Annotated in this window: 18 protein-coding genes; 12 read left to right on the top strand and 6 right to left on the bottom strand. The window is 54.1% G+C overall.

Annotated elements, in window-relative coordinates; genetic code table 11:
* Positions 1 to 44: 44 nt before the first annotated feature.
* Positions 45 to 1,361 (top strand): AmpG family muropeptide MFS transporter, encoded by a 1,317-nt coding sequence (locus PP263_RS09730; protein ID WP_308368227.1) that lies wholly within the window; start codon positions 45 to 47, stop codon positions 1,359 to 1,361.
* Here PP263_RS09730 and PP263_RS09725 read toward each other — a convergent pair.
* Complete coding sequence (locus PP263_RS09725) at positions 1,358 to 1,693, bottom strand: MGMT family protein (RefSeq protein WP_308368226.1); 336 nt, start codon at positions 1,691 to 1,693, stop codon at positions 1,358 to 1,360. The genes PP263_RS09730 and PP263_RS09725 overlap by 4 nt on opposite strands.
* A 35-nt stretch (positions 1,694 to 1,728) precedes the next feature.
* Here PP263_RS09725 and PP263_RS09720 point away from each other — a divergent pair, with 35 nt between their 5' ends.
* From PP263_RS09720 to PP263_RS09710, 3 genes are all read left to right on the top strand, one after another.
* Entirely contained in the window at positions 1,729 to 2,760 is a 1,032-nt protein-coding gene (locus tag PP263_RS09720; RefSeq protein WP_308368225.1) for a DUF481 domain-containing protein, read from the top strand.
* Between the two features lie 78 nt (positions 2,761 to 2,838).
* Complete coding sequence (locus tag PP263_RS09715; RefSeq protein ID WP_308368224.1) at positions 2,839 to 3,600, top strand: SDR family oxidoreductase; 762 nt, start codon at positions 2,839 to 2,841, stop codon at positions 3,598 to 3,600.
* Positions 3,601 to 3,636: 36 nt separating this feature from the next.
* Entirely contained in the window at positions 3,637 to 4,038 is a 402-nt protein-coding gene (locus PP263_RS09710) for a four helix bundle protein (RefSeq protein WP_308368223.1), read from the top strand.
* Positions 4,039 to 4,055: 17 nt separating this feature from the next.
* Here PP263_RS09710 and PP263_RS09705 read toward each other — a convergent pair whose 3' ends face one another.
* Positions 4,056 to 5,282, bottom strand: coding sequence for an IS256 family transposase (locus PP263_RS09705; protein ID WP_308368583.1), 1,227 nt, complete (start codon positions 5,280 to 5,282; stop codon positions 4,056 to 4,058).
* Positions 5,283 to 5,417: 135 nt separating this feature from the next.
* Entirely contained in the window at positions 5,418 to 6,566 is a 1,149-nt protein-coding gene (gene cfa / locus PP263_RS09700) for a cyclopropane fatty acyl phospholipid synthase (protein WP_308368222.1), read from the bottom strand.
* A 145-nt stretch (positions 6,567 to 6,711) separates the two neighbouring features.
* Here cfa and PP263_RS09695 point away from each other — a divergent pair, with 145 nt between their 5' ends.
* From PP263_RS09695 to groL, 3 genes are all read left to right on the top strand, one after another.
* A complete protein-coding gene (locus tag PP263_RS09695) occupies positions 6,712 to 7,164 on the top strand; it encodes an FxsA family protein (RefSeq protein ID WP_308368220.1) in 453 nt (150 codons plus the stop codon).
* Positions 7,165 to 7,376: 212 nt separating this feature from the next.
* Complete coding sequence (groES, locus tag PP263_RS09690) at positions 7,377 to 7,670, top strand: co-chaperone GroES (protein WP_183462666.1); 294 nt, start codon at positions 7,377 to 7,379, stop codon at positions 7,668 to 7,670.
* A 40-nt stretch (positions 7,671 to 7,710) separates the two neighbouring features.
* Entirely contained in the window at positions 7,711 to 9,351 is a 1,641-nt protein-coding gene (gene groL, locus PP263_RS09685) for a chaperonin GroEL (protein ID WP_308368219.1), read from the top strand.
* A 127-nt stretch (positions 9,352 to 9,478) separates the two neighbouring features.
* Here groL and PP263_RS09680 read toward each other — a convergent pair whose 3' ends face one another.
* Positions 9,479 to 10,516, bottom strand: a complete 1,038-nt coding sequence (locus PP263_RS09680) for an integron integrase (protein ID WP_308368218.1) — start codon at positions 10,514 to 10,516, stop codon at positions 9,479 to 9,481.
* A 324-nt stretch (positions 10,517 to 10,840) separates the two neighbouring features.
* Here PP263_RS09680 and PP263_RS09675 point away from each other — a divergent pair, with 324 nt between their 5' ends.
* Entirely contained in the window at positions 10,841 to 11,107 is a 267-nt protein-coding gene (locus tag PP263_RS09675) for a hypothetical protein (RefSeq protein WP_308368217.1), read from the top strand.
* Here PP263_RS09675 and PP263_RS09670 read toward each other — a convergent pair.
* Positions 11,099 to 12,040 carry an IS1595 family transposase gene (locus tag PP263_RS09670; protein WP_308365347.1) on the bottom strand — a complete coding sequence of 314 codons (942 nt, stop codon included), beginning with the start codon at positions 12,038 to 12,040 and terminating at the stop codon, positions 11,099 to 11,101. The two genes, PP263_RS09675 and PP263_RS09670, sit on opposite strands and share 9 nt — an antisense overlap.
* Before the next feature lie 524 nt (positions 12,041 to 12,564).
* On the opposite strand from PP263_RS09670, the gene PP263_RS09665 reads away from it, so the two are divergent.
* Entirely contained in the window at positions 12,565 to 13,086 is a 522-nt protein-coding gene (locus PP263_RS09665) for a hypothetical protein (protein ID WP_308368216.1), read from the top strand.
* A gap of 82 nt (positions 13,087 to 13,168) precedes the next feature.
* Here the strand turns inward: PP263_RS09665 and PP263_RS09660 are convergent, their stop codons facing one another.
* Complete coding sequence (locus PP263_RS09660) at positions 13,169 to 14,119, bottom strand: IS5 family transposase (RefSeq protein ID WP_308365102.1); 951 nt, start codon at positions 14,117 to 14,119, stop codon at positions 13,169 to 13,171.
* Here PP263_RS09660 and PP263_RS09655 point away from each other — a divergent pair.
* From PP263_RS09655 to PP263_RS09645, 3 genes are all read left to right on the top strand, one after another.
* A complete protein-coding gene (locus PP263_RS09655; RefSeq protein ID WP_308368215.1) occupies positions 14,118 to 14,939 on the top strand; it encodes a hypothetical protein in 822 nt (273 codons plus the stop codon). The genes PP263_RS09660 and PP263_RS09655 overlap by 2 nt on opposite strands.
* 272 nt (positions 14,940 to 15,211) lie before the next feature.
* Complete coding sequence (locus PP263_RS09650; RefSeq protein WP_308368214.1) at positions 15,212 to 15,691, top strand: lysozyme inhibitor LprI family protein; 480 nt, start codon at positions 15,212 to 15,214, stop codon at positions 15,689 to 15,691.
* Between the two features lie 363 nt (positions 15,692 to 16,054).
* The gene (locus PP263_RS09645) at positions 16,055 to 17,425 is read left to right on the top strand and encodes a transposase (RefSeq protein ID WP_308368588.1); all 1,371 of its coding nucleotides are present in this window, start codon (positions 16,055 to 16,057) and stop codon (positions 17,423 to 17,425) included.
* Positions 17,426 to 17,772: the final 347 nt, after the last annotated feature.

The raw sequence follows: 17,772 nt of genomic DNA, 5'->3' as shown, positions 1-17,772 counted from the left end.
CACCCCTCAACGAATAATACTCGGAGGCACCCTTCAGGGATCGCATGAGCGGAAATACACTAAGGGAAGCCATATTCAACCGGCGTATGCTGATCTGCATCGCTACCGGATTCAGTTCGGGGTTGCCGCTCTACGTACTGATACAGCTCGTTCCCGCCTGGCTGCGCTCCGAAGATGTCAGTTTGGCAGCTATCGGCCTCTTTTCTCTGGTGGGCTTCCCCTATACATGGAAATTTCTGTGGTCTCCCCTGATGGAGCGCTATCAGATGCCCTTTTTGGGCCGGCGCCGCGGTTGGCTGCTGGTCACACAGCTGCTGCTGCTGCTTACCATCGGTGTGCTGGGCCTGCTGGACCCCAAGGTTTCCATCTGGACCGTGGCCGTATTATGTGGCGGTGTGGCGTTCTTTAGTGCCAGCCAGGATATAGTGCTGGACGCTTTTCGCAGGGAAATCCTTCCGGATCGCGAACTGGGCCTGGGTAACTCCTTCCACGTCAACGCTTACCGGATCGCCGGGCTTATACCCGGGGCGCTGAGTCTGGTGCTCGCCGATATTCTCCCCTGGGATCAGGTGTTTTTAATCACTGCCGCCTTCATGGGCGTGGGCCTGGTGATGACCCTGATGGTGAGTGAACCCACTCATCCGGCGGCGAGGCCAAAGACTTTGGCGGAAGCGGTGACCCTGCCGTTTATAGAGTTTTTCAAACGCAACGGCGTCAGGCAGGCATTGTTGGTGCTCACCTTCATGTTCCTCTACAAGTTGGGGGACAACATGGCCACTGCACTCGCTACCCCCTTTTATCTGGATATGGGTTACAGCAAAACCGAAATCGGCCTGGTTGCCAAAAACGCCGGCCTTTGGCCAATGGTCATCGGCGGTATTCTGGGCGGCCTTCTGATGGTGCGTATCGGTATCAATAAGAGTCTATGGCTATTTGGGGTTGTGCAAATGGCGTCAATCCTGGGCTTTATCCTGCTCTCCGAGGCGAATGTGGGAAGGGTGGGAACGCCGGGCTTTGAACCCAACCTGTGGTTGCTGGCACTGGTGATCAGTTTTGAATACCTCGGTGTAGGGCTGGGTACCGCGGCATTTGTGGCGTTCATTGCGCGAACGACCAGCAAACACCACACAGCGACGCAGTTGGCCCTGTTCACCGCACTCACCGCGCTGCCGCGTACCTTCGCCAATGCCACTACGGGATTTATCGTGGAGAGAGTGGGTTGGACCGAGTTCTACCTGATTTGCACAGCACTGGCCGTGCCCGGGATGCTGCTGCTGATGGTGGTGGCGCCCTGGAAGGGGAACAGCAAGCCCGAATCGGTCACCGTTATGGCCAAGCCGATAGAGCGAAACCCGGATTAGGGATTCCATCGGTACTTCTTCAAATCCACCCTGCCGTTCAGCAGCGTAATCCCCTCCTTCTGCAATCGTTCGATCTGCCGCTGCGACGCCGGCTCCGGCAGGGAGATCCGCCCCTGGGCGTTGATTACCCGGTGCCAGGGAAGTTTGGTGCCGCGGGGCAGCTTGCGCAACGTCTGGCCGGCGAGCCTCGCCGCGCGGGGGTAGCCGGCCATCTCGGCGAGGTCGCCGTAAGTGATTACATACCCCCGAGGTATCTCCGCCAGTACACGGCAGATTCGAGTTGTGGCATCATTGCCCTCATTTCGTGCGTTATCTCCCGCAGAAAAATTCACTTTCGATAACTCCAGTAATTCCAGGATTTTCTTTCGTGGTTCAAGCTGTTCATAAATTAACCTCTATCTTCCTGTTTTTTCTTTCCCTTGTCTCCCTCAATGCTGCGGCCGGTGTCCTCACCCTGAGCAACGGCGACCGGGTGCACGGGGAACTGGTGCTGGTGGAGCGGGAGCATGTGGTGTGGAATTCGGAGAACTTCGGTGAGGTTCGCATCGACAAGGCCAAAATCCTGTCGCTGGATACGGATCTGGACTTGAAGATTGCCGGTCGTGATGAGCCCTGTACCCTGGCGGGTCACCGGCGCGAACAGTGGGAACTCTACTGCGACGAGGGCTCTGGCTGGGTGATGGATTTTCCCGCAATCGAACGCGCCGAACCCTATGTCAAGTTTGTCGGTAACCCCACGATTCTCCATGGCAATGTCAGTGCGGGCGGGGTCTTCGAACACGGTAACCGCGAGCGCAAAGACCTGGATGTCAATGCGAATCTGGATATCCGCCATAGCGATTTCCACCACCTGTTGAATGTGCTTTACCAGAACCAGAACAATATCGAAGTGGGTTCCCTGGAAAAGTACCAGCTCAGCTACAACTTGCGCTGGATCTTCGCGGAGAAGTGGTTCGCCGCGGCCAACAGCGCGCTGGAGCACGAGGAAGCGCGCAACCTGGACCTGGGCACCACCGTGGGTCTCGGCATGGGTTACCTGTTCTACGATACCGACAAGACCGCCTTTTCGGTGCAAGGTGGTATCAGCAGCCTGAAAGAGGATTTTATAGACAGCGAGCTGAGCGAGAACCAGGACGACCGCTACGCTGCGGCCCGGGCGGCGGTGGATTACCGCTACAAGTTCTCCGTGGGGCCGGAGATCTACTTCAACCAGGAGATGCTGCAGTCCATCGACAGCGGCGACGACTACCAGAGCAACGCCAAGCTGGGAATGCGCACGCCGCTGGTGAAGGGGGTACTGATGGAGGTCGCCTACCACTGGCTCTACGACAACACCCCCTCCCTGGAGAGCGAGAAAGAAGACACCAAGCTGACCGTGGGCGTCGGCTACCAGTGGTAGCAGTCTTCGGTTTCCCCTCTCCCTGACCCTCTCCCCGGAGGGGAGAGGGAACTAATAACGATTACGACGAGGAATCAAATGCAAGTTGCCGAAAGCATTGTGGTCATCACCGGCGCCGGACAGGGCCTGGGCCGGGCCATGGCGGAGTACCTGGCAGCCCGCGGCGCCCGCCTGGCGCTGATCGACGTGAACGGGCCGGGCCTGGCGGAGAGTGTCGCCGCCTGTGAAAAGCTGGGGGCCGAGGCGCGCAGCTACCGCATCGATGTGTCCTCGGAAGAGGAGGTGGACAGCGGCCTGGCGCAGATCGCCGCGGATTTCGGTGGGCTCGATGTGCTGGTCAACAACGCCGGCATCATGCGTGACGGCATGCTGATCAAGGTGAAGGACGGCAAACTGGCCGACCGCATGTCCCTGGCCCAGTGGCAATCGGTGATCGATGTCAACCTCACCGGCGTTTTCCTGTGCGGCCGTGCGGCGGCGGGCATCATGGCAGAGAGCAGGCGGGGCGGAGTGATCGTGAACATTTCCAGCCTGTCCCGCGCCGGCAATATGGGCCAGACCAACTACTCCGCGAGCAAGGCCGGGGTGGCCGCCATGACCGTCACCTGGGCGCGGGAACTGGCCCGCTACGGCGTGCGCGTTGCCGCTATCGCACCGGGCTTTATCAATACCGATATGGTGGCGCAGATGCGCCCCGAGATCCTCGAGTCCCTGGTTAAGCAGGTGCCCCTGCGCCGGCTGGGTGAACAGGACGAAATCGCCTCCACGGTGGCGTTTATCCTCGAAAACGATTTCGTCAGCGGCCGCGTACTGGATATCGACGGCGGCGCGCGGATTTAGTCCGGAATGCGGAATGCGGAATGCGGAATAACTAGGATGAGTGCCAACTGGAGTATTGTCGAGAGAACCAAGCGCTTTGCGTTGCGGATTATTCGGCTTTACTCCAGTTTGCCGAAATCCACCGAGGCACAGGTCATCGGAAAGCAAATGTTACGTTCGGGCACTTCGGTCGGGGCACATATCAGAGAGGGTAAACGAAGCCGCTCCGATGCGGAGATGATCAGCAAGATCGAAGTGGCACAACAGGAGCTGGAGGAAACCCTCTATTGGCTCGAACTCCTGATAGGTTCCAATTTGGTGAAGAGAGAGCGGCTGGACGATCTCATGGAGGAGGCTAATGAGCTGATCGCCATACTGGTAACCAGCTCAAAAACCATCAAGCACCGGAAAAAGGCGACAACGAAGAGCGAGAGTGAGGCTGTAAATAATTCTGTGTAACCGCCCGTACCAGTTGGTTACTGGTAATCGGTCAAGCGATCACCAAATTCAATCATAAAACGGTTCAGTGCTGGCTTCCAGTTGCGGATGGGCATCGTCCACTTTTTCGCTGCGGACTGCATGGCCAAGAAGACTACCTTCATCGCCGAGTCGTCCGTTGGGAACACCTTCCGCTGTTTCGTCGCCTTGCGGATAACGCTGTTTAGGGACTCAATGGCGTTGGTGGTGTAGATCACTTTCCGGATCTCTGGCGGATACTCAAACAGAGTGATCAGGTTTGGCCAGTGGGTTGCCCAGGACTTGCTGATCTGCGGGTACTTGTCGTCCCACTTCTCCGCAAAGCGCTCCAGCTCCGCGTGTGCTGCCGTTTCGGTAACTGAGGTGTAGACCTCCTTCAGGTCAGCCGTTACGGCCTTGTAGTCCTTCCAGGAAACGTATTTCAGCGAGTTACGGATCATGTGCACAATGCACAGTTGAACCTTGGTCTCCGGGTATTCCGCCGCGATGGCTTCCGGGAAGCCTTTCAGGCCATCCACGCAGGCGATCAGGATGTCTTGCAGTCCGCGGTTCTTCAGCTCGGTGAGTACGGATAGCCAGAACTTGGCGCCTTCCGTTTCCGCCAGCCACAGACCCAGCAGCTCCTTCTGTCCCTCCATGTTGACGCCAAGGGCGACGTACATGGCCTTGTTGATGACCCGCTTGTTCTGGCGGATTTTCAGAACGATGCAGTCCAGGTAGACAATCGGGTAGACGGCATCAAGGGGGCGGCTCTGCCACTCGGTGACCGTCTCCATGACCTGCTCGGTGACCTTGGAGACGAGTGTTGCCGAGACGTCCGCATCGTACATCTCCTTGAAAGCATCCACGATATCGCGGGTGCTCATCCCTTTCGCGTACAGCGCCAGAATCTGGTTGTCCATCTGCGTCAGGCGGGTTTGCCCTTTGCGCACAAACTGGGGCTCGAAGGTGCCAGAGCGGTCTCTGGGGGCATTGATCTCGACTTCGCCGTGCTGGCCCTTCAGGCGTTTGGAGCTGGTGCCGTTGCGGCTATTGCCGGAACCACGCCCTACTGGATCATGCTTGTCGTAGCCCAGGTGGTCGTCCAGCTCCGCGCCTAGCGCCGCCTCCACTGTCATCTTCACCAGCTTCTGGGTAAGGTCGTTCAGGTCGGCCTCGGACTTGACGCCCTTGGCCAGCTCAGTGACGTGGGCTTTGAGTTGTTGTTCCAGGTCGTGGTTTTTCATTGTTCTGCTCATAGTATCCTCTGGTGCAGAGTACGGAGGCATGAGCAGTTACACAATTTAATTTACAATCTCGCGAGAGTTAGTTTCGCCATTCCGCATTCCGCATTCCGCATTCCGCATTCAATCATTCCGCATTCAAGACACCCTCTGTACGCCGCCCTCCAGCCTTTCCGAGAACATCCACTGCCACAACTGGATATGCCGCGCGCGGAAGGCGCCGGCGCAGGATAGCAGGTAGTAGCGCCACATACGGTAGAAGCGCTGGCCGTACTGCCCGGCGAAGCGCGGCCAGTGCTCCTCGAAGTTACGGTGCCAAGCCATCAGGGTGCGGTCGTAGTCGCTGCCGAAGTTGTGCAGGTCCTCGCAAACCAGCAGGTTGTTGGCGGCGTCGCCGATCTGGCCCGCCGAGGGCAGCTCGCCGTTGGGGAATATGTACTTCTCAATCCAGGGATCGGTGGTGGAGCGGCGCTGGTTCTTGCCGATGGTGTGGAGCAGCAACAGCCCGTCCCTCTTCAGGCAGCGCCTGGCCACGCGCATGAAGGCGCGGTGGTTTTTGTGGCCCACGTGCTCGAACATGCCCACACTGGCGATGCGGTCGAACGATTGGTTGAGGCTGCGGTAATCCTGCAGGTGTACGGTGATCGGCAGGTCCTCGTAGTGCTCCCGGATATAGTCGCACTGGGCCTTGGAGACGGTGACCCCCACACATTCAACCCCATAATGCTCTGCGGCGTAGCTCACCAGGCTGCCCCAGCCGCAGCCGATATCCAGCAGGCGCATCCCCGGCTTCAGGCCGAGTTTGCGACAGATCAGGTCCAGTTTGGCGGTCTGCGCCTGCTCCAGGGTCTCCGCCTCGCGCCAGTAGCCGCAGCTGTAGGTAAGGCGGCGGTCGAGCATGGCGCTGTAGAACTCGTTGCCCAGATCGTAGTGGCGCTCGCCCACCTCAAAGGCGCGGCCACGGCTCTGCAGGTTGATCAGGTAGCTGCGAAGAATACGCCCGGCGTGGCGCCAGGGTTTGATATGGCGGGTCAGGTCGGCGCGCAGTAAGCGGTAGAAGAACTGGTCCAGGGCCGGTACGTCCCAGTCGCCCCGCATATAGGTCTCGCCCAGCCCCAGGCTGTGGCGCGCCACTATCTCGTCCAGCGCTTCGGCGCGGTGTAGTTGAAGATCCCAGGGCCTGTCGCCGTTGATGCGGATATCCGCTTCGCCGAGCACCTCGTCCAGTAGATGGCGGTTCCGGGACAACGCCGGGGTGGGTACCGCGCTCTGCTGTTCGCTCTCCATGAAAGCCTCCTTTGCTTCCGGCCGCATTAGGTTGATTGCGGCGCCCTTGAAGTATTTGCCAGCACTCCTCATTTATTACAGCATATTGAAAAATACCCAGTTTCGCTTGAAGCAACAAGTGAACTGCCCCGGAGGAACCCACCCCATGCGTCCACTGCTGTTGCTGTTCATTATCATGCCCATTCTGGAGATGTGGCTGCTGATCACCGTGGGTCGCGAAATTGGCGCGCTACCCACTATCGGCCTGGTGCTGCTCACCGCGGTGGTCGGGCTGGCGCTGCTGCGCCGCCAGGGCCTGTCCACCGTTATGCGGGCCCAGCGCAAGATGGAGGCCGGCGAACTCCCCGCCAGGGAGATGGCGGAGGGGATCTTTCTCGCTGTGGGTGGCGCATTGCTGCTCACCCCGGGCTTTATCACCGATGCCCTCGGCTTCGCCTGCTTGATCCCGGGACTACGCCAGCTGTTGCTGGGACGTATTCTGCGCCATGTAACGGTGGTGCGTGGCCCCGGCTACCCCCCGGGAGAGGGGCGTGGGCGAGAGCGCGACCAGGACGTCATTGAGGGAGACTACAAGCGCGAAGATGACAAGCGTGAATAAAAAGTAATCAGTTTTGCCGCTGGCGCTCCCCGTTCGTACAGTTTTTTTTTCCACTCCTGTTGAAATCTCTACGGCTGCCCATAGATAGGGAGCACCCCAAGTTTTTGCCCCGGCTCTGCCGGTCAGAGTGGGGCACTCGGGCCCGAAAGCCCACTGGGTTCAGGGCCTTTCTGACATTGGAAACCTCAAACGACTCAATGGAGAGCTTATCCATGAAAATTCGTCCTTTACACGACCGCGTCGTAGTGCGCCGTAAGGAAGAAGAAGAGAAGACCGCCGGTGGCATCGTGCTGCCGGGCGCCGCCAAAGAGAAGCCGAACCAGGGCGAAGTCGTCGCCGTGGGCGAAGGCAAGCTGCTCGACAACGGCGACGTGCGTGCGCTGTCCGTAAAAGTGGGCGACACCGTGGTATTCGGCCGCTACGCCGACAGCAACACCCTCAAGATGGATGGCGAAGAGCTGATCATCATGAGTGAGAGCGACATCTACGGCGTGCTGGAAGGCTAAATCCGGCTTCCACTTCACACAGAATTGAGGAAAAAGAATCATGGCAGCTAAAGACGTAAAATTCGGAGACAGCGCCCGCCAGAAGATGCTCAAGGGCGTAAATATTCTGGCCGACGCAGTTAAGACCACCCTGGGCCCCAAAGGCCGCAACGTGGTACTGGACAAGTCCTTCGGCGCTCCCACCGTCACCAAGGACGGCGTATCCGTAGCCAAGGAAATCGAACTGAAAGACAAGTTCGAAAACATGGGCGCGCAGATGGTGAAGGAAGTGGCCTCCAAGGCTTCCGACACCGCCGGTGACGGCACCACCACCGCCACCGTACTGGCCCAGGCCATCGTTACCGAAGGCCTCAAATCCGTCGCCGCCGGCTTCAACCCCATGGACCTGAAGCGCGGTATCGACAAGGCCGTGATCGCCGCCGTGGATCATATCGCCGGCCTGGCCACCCCCTGTGAAGACAGCAAGTCCATCGCCCAGGTGGGCACCATCTCCGCCAACAGCGACGAGAGCGTGGGCACCATCATCGCCGAAGCCATGGAGAAAGTGGGCAAGGAAGGCGTGATCACCGTGGAAGAGGGCAGCGGCCTGGAGAACGAACTGGACGTTGTGGAAGGTATGCAGTTCGACCGCGGTTACCTGTCCCCCTACTTCATCACCAACCAGGAGAACATGACCGCTGAGCTGGAAGCGCCTTACATCCTGCTGGTGGACAAGAAAATCTCCAACATCCGCGATCTGCTGCCGCTGCTCGAGCAGGTAGCCAAGGCGTCCAAGCCGTTGCTGATCGTCGCTGAAGACGTGGAAGGCGAAGCTCTGGCCACCCTGGTGGTAAACAGCATGCGCGGTATCGTGAAAGTGGCCGCCGTCAAGGCACCGGGCTTCGGCGACCGCCGCAAGGCCATGCTGCAGGACATCGCCATCCTCACCGGCGGCACTGTGATCTCCGAAGAAGTGGGCCTGGAACTGGAAAGCGCCACCCTGGAACACCTGGGCAGCGCCAAGCGCGTCACCCTGTCCAAGGAGAACACCGTGATCGTGGACGGCGCCGGCGATGTCAAAGACATCGAAGCCCGCGTCGGCCAGATCCGTGCCCAGATCGAAGACTCCTCTTCCGACTACGACAAAGAGAAACTGCAGGAGCGCGTGGCCAAGCTGGCCGGTGGTGTTGCAGTGATCAAGGTTGGCGCCGCCACCGAAGTGGAAATGAAAGAGAAGAAAGCCCGCGTCGAAGACGCCCTGCACGCCACCCGCGCCGCGGTTGAAGAGGGCGTGGTGCCCGGCGGCGGTACCGCACTGCTCCGCGCTGTTCAGGCGGTCAAGGTGACCGGCGACAACGAAGACCAGAACCACGGCATAGCCGCCGCCCTGCGCGCCATGGAAATGCCGCTGCGCCAGATCGTAGAGAACGCTGGTGACGAGTCTTCCGTCGTGGTGGACAAAGTGAAGCAGGGTTCCGGCAACTACGGCTACAACGCCGCCACCGGTGAGTACGGCGACATGCTGGAAATGGGTATCCTCGACCCGGCCAAGGTAACCCGCACTGCACTGCAGGCGGCCGCCTCCATCGCCGGCCTGATGATCACCACCGAAGTCATGGTCGCCGAACTGCCGGAAGACAAGCCCGCAGCACCCGACATGGGTGGAATGGGCGGCATGGGTGGAATGGGCGGCATGATGTAAGCCAGCCTTATCCGGCCAAGCCAACGAAAAGCCCCGCATTTGCGGGGCTTTTTTATTCCCCCCCCTCTCCCCTTGGGAGAGGGGCCGGGGGAGAGGGCCTAACCCAAGCAACCCCAGTCCTTTTTCTTCAAGCTGCCATTCCATACACCACCATCGGCTCAGCGATTCCGCCCGGCGGCTGCATTCGGTCTACCGGACTGAGTACACCTTTACCACCACGGTTCACCACATGGGTATAGATCTCTGTAGTGCTGATGTCCGAATGACCCAGTAACTCCTGAATTGTGCGCAGGTCATAACCTGCCTCCAGCAGATGGGTGGCAAAGCTGTGGCGGAAGGCGTGGGCGCGAGCTGGCTTTCTCACACCGGTGGCCTGCACAGCCCGGCGGATCTGTTTCGCGAGAGCCGTTGGGTGCAAATGGTGGCGACGCAAAACACCAGAGCGTGGATCGGGGCCGACCTTCGAGGCCGGGAAAAGGTACTGCCAGGCCAGGGAGCGGGCCGCACTGGGATATTTGCGCTCTAAAGCATCAGGCAAATATACATCGCCAAAGCCATCCTCAAGGTCCTGAGCATGTAGCAGCTCCACGTACTCAATTTGTTTTTCCAGCGCGGGGACCAGAGACTGAGGCAGCATAGTCGTGCGATCCTTATTTCCCTTGCCGCCGCGAACGAAAATATTATTGCTGCCGAAATCAATATCTTTGATTCTCAGTGACAGCAACTCTGCGCAACGCAACCCCGAGCCGTACATCAGTTCCACCTGCAGGCGATGGGCGCCCCGCAGGTGTGCAAGGATGGCCTGAACTTCCACTCGGCTATAAACCGTAGGCAGGCGGCGGTACTGCCGGGCAGGGGTGAATTCAAGATTGGATACATCGACTTCAAGGAAGCGCTTATAAAGGTAAACCAGCGCGTTCAGGGCGATCTTCTGAGTGTTAATTGAACAGTTGCGGTTTATTGCCAAATGATTGAGGAACCGCTCTATATCAGAGACGCCGAGCATCTTCGGGTGGCGCAATTCATTGAAATGAATGTAGCGTTTGATCCAGTGGACGTAAGTCTGTTCTGTACGGTAAGCCAGCCCTGACTCGCGAATATGCCGGCGTAGAGAGGGGATAAACTTACCGGATTCCTTCGGGATAGGGGGGCGAACGTCATCCATGAGCTGTCCTCAATTACTGTTTTTTTATACAGTATTGAGGAATATAGACCCTGTCAACCGCTGAATTCAAGAGCCATGAGCTTCTATTTCTGGAAGAAATCGCGTAAGTTATTGATTTTCCTGGTGGGTTACTTATATTCAATTGCTAAGTATATAATCAGGCGACTTGAGCCTGGGGCTTTATAATTCCGGCTGAAATCTGATCGATCCTGGATAAGTCCTTGAATTTTAAAGAAATGTAGATCCCTGATTTTGGAAAGCGCGGTAAATAGTAGCCAAGGAGATATAAAGCCCCAGGCTTTTGAATAAACTGTTAGCAATCATATGAAAAATCTACCACTTTTATTAATTCTCGTAACTTTATGTAGTTCAATTATGGCGAGTCCCTTTACCTATGATATCCAATATGCAGGTTACGATTTTGATCAATATGATTTAAAAGGAAATGCCAATTACGAAATTTTTGTAAAAGAATTCCGTGAATTTCCATGGAAAGACCAAGTTGGGAAAAGCAATGGTGGCTCCGAACCAACTATTTCAGTAAAGAATCAACAATCGAACATAGATCTACCTAATTACCACCTAAGCTAAGCCGAGTTTAAGCAATCTTTCCGGCATTGGTGGAGTCCGGAGAGAGGCGTAGATAAGCCGGGGAATGAGCGCGCAAAGATCGAATCTGCGGTTGAATCGGTACTGGAATTCCGCCAGATAGCGCTGCGCATATTTAGGCCGGATTGCGTGGTAGGTACTGCGCAAAGCGCTCTTTAAATTGCCGAGTACAGTATTCACCCAATAGAACTCGGGCTCTTCAACGGAAGCGCGGCCACCACCACAGACAATCTTATCGTGTGCGCAACCTGCTTCAGTGACGGCATTGAAACACGCGAGGCCATCCGAGATGACAGTGCTGCCTTCACTCAGATGGCGCTTACTCCAGGCGGAAATCTCGGTGCTTCGGAAACCCTTGATGATGGAGAGCTTGATCCGGGATGGCTGGCCTTCCTTGGTGGTTTCAACAGCGGCAACAAAGGGTGTCTTGCCGTCAGCGCCGCGTCCTGGCTTGCATCCGGTACGCTCGCCGCCAAGATAGGCGTCATCCAGCTCGATGAAGCCGGACAGCTTGTAGTGCTGGTCCCGCTCCAGCATTACCTGCATGAGCTTCTGCTTCATGCGCCAGGCAGCGTTGTAGGAGATACCCAGGTGACGGGCCAGCTCCATGCAGGAGATGCCCTTCTTATCCTGGGTAATGAGGAAGATACCAAGAAACCAGGTGGTAAGGGGTAGCTTGGTGGAGTCGAAGATAGTGCGCGAGGTTATCGACGTCTGGCGGCGACATCGGTTGCACTGCTTCAGCTTGCGGTGAGACAAGTCGCAATACTTGTCATGCCCGCAGTGGGGACAGCGGAATCCGTCTGGCCATCGCCACCGGCAGAGCGCATCGAAGCACTGGTCCTCGGTTCCGTGCTCCTTGAGGAATTTGGTCAAACTGATGCCCTTCTGGAACTGTACCTTGTTGCGAGCCATGGCGGATTCCCTTGCAGATCAACGAGATAACTGTATTTATATACAGGTAATCGTTACTTAGCAAGAGTGGTAATTAGGATACGTTTTAACCACAGATTCGACCTGTGCGCGCTTACTCCTCGGCTTGGCTTACCTTAGATGGTAATTAGGTAGATCTATGGGTCTCAGTCATTGGAAGTTCGGATGAATACGCCTATTTAGTTGGCATAGTTCAGCCTAAAAAGGTAAAAACCTTATTAGGCTTCGGAAAAGAAAAGGAAGTACTTTGGGTGAGCGCCTACGTCTTTGAACAAGCCGAATGGGTAGAACAGGCATTTAAATTGTATTTTGAGGGTAAAATTGGAGTACTAAATTCCAAATTATCCGATTTAACTGTATTTTTTGAGCAAGAGGCTAGACAGTAAAGTGCTAACAAACTGGTCAACTCGACCTCCACTGCGCAGCTTGTTTTGTGCTTTAGTAGCACAAAACAAGCTACTCCGTTCCGTCGAGTTACCAGGGCGTTATGCTCAAAGAGATGGTAGATGATTTCAAGCACACTCTATGATGGACTCACGGCTGATAATGGCAAGTTTGATGCGGGGAAATTTGTTGAATCATTTTTGCTATATGAGACGATCATAATATCAAATCCTGCAATTATTCCTCGAATTTCCGAATCAATTGGAGTTGAAGGGCTTTGCAATTTAATTCAAGAGGGACGAATTGCAGTGGAATGTGGCGGCCCGACAGCTCAGGCCACCTGTGACCACAAAAGTCCAGGACTTTTTGCAAATAGACCCTTGAATTGTCCGCTTCGGTTTGCCTTCGAAACTGTTTACGTCAATCCAAACACGTCTGGCAATTTAAATATTGAAGATAGATTGGCCCGCACGTACAAAGATGCTAAAGGCAATGAGCTTACAAAAAACGATCTTGAAAGGCTTCACGCTGTAACTTTGTCAAATAAACGAGTTATTGACGGTTCACAACTTAGGGAACCTCTGATCAACTCGCCATTCCCTCGGGAATTAACCGGGAGGGTCAAAAAGTCGATCGCTTTATAGTCAAATTTCCGATGTTTTCACGTAATTCTCCCAGTTTTCCTTGCCTGAAGCCCGCTATCCGCGGATTTCAGGCGCACTGCCCCTAGGCGGGCAGGTATTTTCTCCCGATTAACAGGTTGGTGAAGCCTGCCAACAGACACAGGCGTTCGGTATTCTTCTCCAGCCCACGATAGCGTACCTTATCGTAGCCAAACACGCGCTTGATATAACGGAAGGGGTGCTCCACCTTCGCCCGAATTTGAGCTTTGATCTTTTCCATTTTCCGAACGGCGTCTTGTCCGGGAAGGGTTTTCTGCTTGCTCGGTTTAATCGCTATATGCCATTCGACTTCCCGATATTTGAGCTCTTCCCGGTTCTCTGCGCCGGTGTAGCCAGAATCACCCCAAACTCTTTTTTCTTCTCCGTGGAGAACCTGCTCAGTCGCGGTAATGTCATGCGTATTTGCGGCGGTTGTGTCCACGCTATGAATGATTCCCAACACGTCATCGACGCCAATATGCATCTTCATACCAAAATGCCACTGGTTGCCTTTCTTGGTCTGGTGCATCTCTGGATCTCGAGCCTTCTCCCGGTTCTTGGTTGAGCTCGGCGCAGCGATAATAGTGGCATCCACGATACTGCCTTCTCTCAACAGCATGCCATGACTCTTGAGATGGCTATTGATCTCCTCAAATAGCTGGCGACCAAGTTGATGCTGTTCAAGTAGATGGCGGAAGTTAAGGATAGTGGTTTCATCCGGAATTCGGTCTGTCAGTGTCAATCCGCTAAAATGGCGCATGGACTCAATCTCGTAAAGTGAGTCCTCCATCGCGGGATCACTGAGGTTGTAGGACAGCTGCATACAATGGATTCTCAGCATGACCTGTAGCGGGTACGGTTGGCGACCGCGCCCGGCCTTCGGATAAAAGGGCTCGATCTTCGCTTCCAGGCGCTCCCAGGGAACCAGAGATTCCATCTGCTCTAGGAACTTCTCGCGGCGGGTCTTGCGGCGCTTGTTGCGGTATTCGGCTTCGGCAAAGCTGACTTGGTGCATGGCTTGTGCTATTTTCGTTGGCTCAATGCTATTTTACCCCATCTGGCTGGGACTTATTCAGAGGTTCCTTAATACAAGCAATGATTTTCGTGATGACTTAAATTCAAAGCCAAATCTAATAACTAGTACGTTGTTGGATTCGCTGGCCAAAGATTATACGATTCCGGTGTATGCTCTAAACATCGAGATTGGGTTAGAAGAAGTGTCGCAAGATGTATTTCAAATTAATACAAATCTCGGCGCGCTTCTTGGTAAGAATGATGTTGAAATTCATGAATTATTCAAGAAACGCTTTTTTGAAATAACTGGAACAAACTTGCAGATTCAGCGGATGCAGGCTGTCAATGCTATTGCTGGTTTAAATCCTGTCCAGGCTAGTATAACGGCAATACGGCTCGATTTTCTTTCAGGAGTTCTGACCGAAAATGACACTCGAGGCGAACTGACCAGAATTATTGAAATTGCAGACATTCCTACATTACCTGTCGGCTCGAAATTTGATATAGACTCTTTGATAAAGCTTCGTGAATCTGATGAGGCTGCCGCCTTCCGTAATTGGATTCATAAATCTTTGAACATGTCGGATCAAGAAATTAAAGATATCATATATAGCTGGAGGAAGAGATTGGGGGAAGTTATTAGAACAGACAATGCGAAGGGCTTGCGGTGGTTATCCTCTACAGGACTGGGTTCTCTTGAACCAATATCGGGAACTATATTCAGCGGTGTAGATTTCTTTCTCGATAAATTTCTACCGGGAATGGGGCCTATTGGCTTCATTACCGGTAACTACAAGAAATATGTTCGATCTCAGTTGTAAATCCGCGAAGCATAACAAGCGCAGCCACGGCGACGTGTTTTTCGCTGCGCTCAAAAAACGCGCGTGCTGCGGGCGTTCAGGCTGTAGAAAAACTCGAGCACTTCTTGAAGTGGCAAATTTTTCGTGCGGAGAGTGCTCTGAAATGCTTTTCGCCATACAAAACAGGTCCAGAATTCACGTAGGAGCGCGATTTTCTGGGCAAAATATAACCAGAACGAAAGGCCGGAGTTTTTCTACAGCCTCGTTATGGCAAATACGTAGAGACAGTATTTATGAGAAATATTTTCCTTGTTTTGTTTTTTCTATCTGGTGTTGTGTTTGCTTCAGAAGAAGGAGGCGCCTGTTCTGGCATGGAACATTCTGGCGATTTATTATGTAAAGGAGATACTTTCGTTAAGCCTTGTGATCTCGGTTCAAATTGGGGAGTCACAGGGTGCAACTATCTGAGAATTGTAGAAGCAGAAAGTGAGCTGAGCTCTATCTATGAAAAAGTACTGACTCAGATCGAGAATAATGAAAGTGCAAGCAAAGCAAAAAATGAGTTTATGTCAGCGCAAGAAAAATGGATTGAGTTCAAAGATAGTACGTGCCTATTCATGGACAAATCTTCAATAGCAAGAGGTGAATGGAACGAGCAGTACTGTATCTTGCAGATGACAAAAAGTAGAATGGAAGCACTAAAAAGTTACCTGGCTCATTTAGAATCCTTAAAGTGCGGCTCTCTTGAATGCCATAAGTCAGCTCAGTGGTAGTCCGCCATAACAAGGCCAGGCTGTACGCTCCGGCGCTGCGCGCCTCCGCGGGACGGCCTACGCTATGCGCTACGCGCATAAACAGCGCAGGCCGCCCCAGCTGGCAACGTTCAGGCTGTAGAAAAACTCTTAAAACCCAGCGTTTTTTGGTAAAATTTGACCCTCAAAGGGAGGGGATATGCCAAATTTCAGAAAATACAGCTACAGCCAGGACGCCATGGTCGTCATTAACTTCGAAGACCAACTCCAGCCTGGCACTTTCGAGTTCACTCTCCACCGTTTGATCGACGGGCGTATAGACCTCTCCCCTTCTACGACAAATACAGCAATGATCAGGGCGGCAGAGCCGCTTACGATCCAGCGATTCTGCTCAAGATCATCCTGTTTGCTTACGCCAAAGGCATCACCTCCAGCCGCGAGATCCAATGGCAATGTGAAAACAACATCATCTTCAAAGCCCTTTCCTGCGACACCGTCCCCCACTTCACCAGTATCGCGAGCTTTGTCAGCGGCTACCCCGACGCCATTGAGTCTGTCTTCGAGCAGGTACTGCTTGTCTGCGACCAGCAGGGCCTACTGGGCAATGAACTCTTTGCCATTGACGGCTGCAAGATGCCCTCAGACGCCTCCAAAGAGCATTCCGGCACTTTCAAAGAACTGGAACAGAAGCGAGACAAAATCCAGAAGAAGATCCGGCATTGCATCGAAGAGCACAAACGGCTCGACGGGCGAAAGCCCAAAGAGCGAGACCGAAAGAAGCAGCTCGCCCAGGCCACTGAAACCCTCCAAAAGCACTTCGACAAGATTGATCAGTTCCTAAAGACGGCAACCCCAAGGAAGGGGCAAGGAAAGAACCAGAAAGAAGTAAAGAGCAACATCACCGATAACGAATCCGCCAAAATGACCACCAGCAAAGGCACAATACAGGGCTACAACGGTATCGCCGCCGTCGATAAGGAACACCAGATCATTGTCGAAGCCCAGGCCTTTGGCTCCGGCCAGGAACAGCATACGTTGAAGTCGATTCTGGACGGTATCAGAAAGCGGTATCGTGATACCGGAATCCATGACGATATCCTCAAAAGTCAGGTAATCATAACCGCAGATACCGGGTTCTCCAGTGAGGAGAATAATGATTATCTCCGCAAAGAGAACATCAACGCCTACATCCCTGACAATAAGTTCCGATCCAGAGACAAAGCTTTCTCTAAGCAGAAAAAGAAGTATGGTAAGCGGAATCAGTACAATGCCAAAGGCCAGAAGAAGATCATCCCGGCCAGCGAATTTCAAATCGATGCCAAGAACAAGATCTGTATCTGTCCGGCCGGAAAGTCTCTTTGGTTCGTTGGTGAATCTCGACCTGTCAAAGGTAAAAGAAAGCTGGTCTTTGAAGGTAACCTGACCGACTGTCGCAGCTGCCAACTGAAAGACCAGTGTATGCGCAATCCAAGTGCCGCCGACACAAGGGAGGGGCACGGTCGCCAGGTCTCGATTACAGTGACCAATGGCCACACCGCGACAGATTGGATGAAGCGACGCATCGACAGCCAGGAAGGAAAGTTGATCTACGGGCACCGAATGTCCGTGGTGGAGCCGGTATTTGGCAATACAGGCACCAACAAGGGCCTAAATCGATTCACGTTACGCGGCCTGGACAAGGTCCAGGGGCAATGGCGGATGTTCTGTTTGGTGCATAACATTGAAAAGCTGATGAATTATGGAGCGATTCACTGAGCCAGAAGGCTCTTGACGAAGCCTCTCTATTGGCTGCGCAGATTGGATGACTATGTGAAAGGACTGTGTTTTAATCGGGTTCAATGATCAATCAAAATATGGCTGGAAGAGCTGATTCTCCGAAATAGTTTTTCTACAGCCTCGTTATGCATAAATGAAAATCGTCCGAGATTTCAAACAACAAGATGACGCAGTTAACTTTGCTTTCAAATTAAGAGAGCGAGGAATTCCTACTCATGTAGGAGTATTTAAAAGTAACAACAGCCATTTCTACACGGGAGGAGGGCCTAGAACATACGGAGTATGGGTACTTGATGAAAAACAGCATCATGATGCAGTTCTTCTCA

This window comes from Microbulbifer sp. TB1203, assembly GCF_030997045.1.
In the GTDB taxonomy this organism is placed as follows: Bacteria; Pseudomonadota; Gammaproteobacteria; order Pseudomonadales; family Cellvibrionaceae; genus Microbulbifer.
The sequence above is the reverse complement of the archived record's forward strand: the minus strand, read 5'-3'. Positions and strand labels throughout refer to the sequence as shown.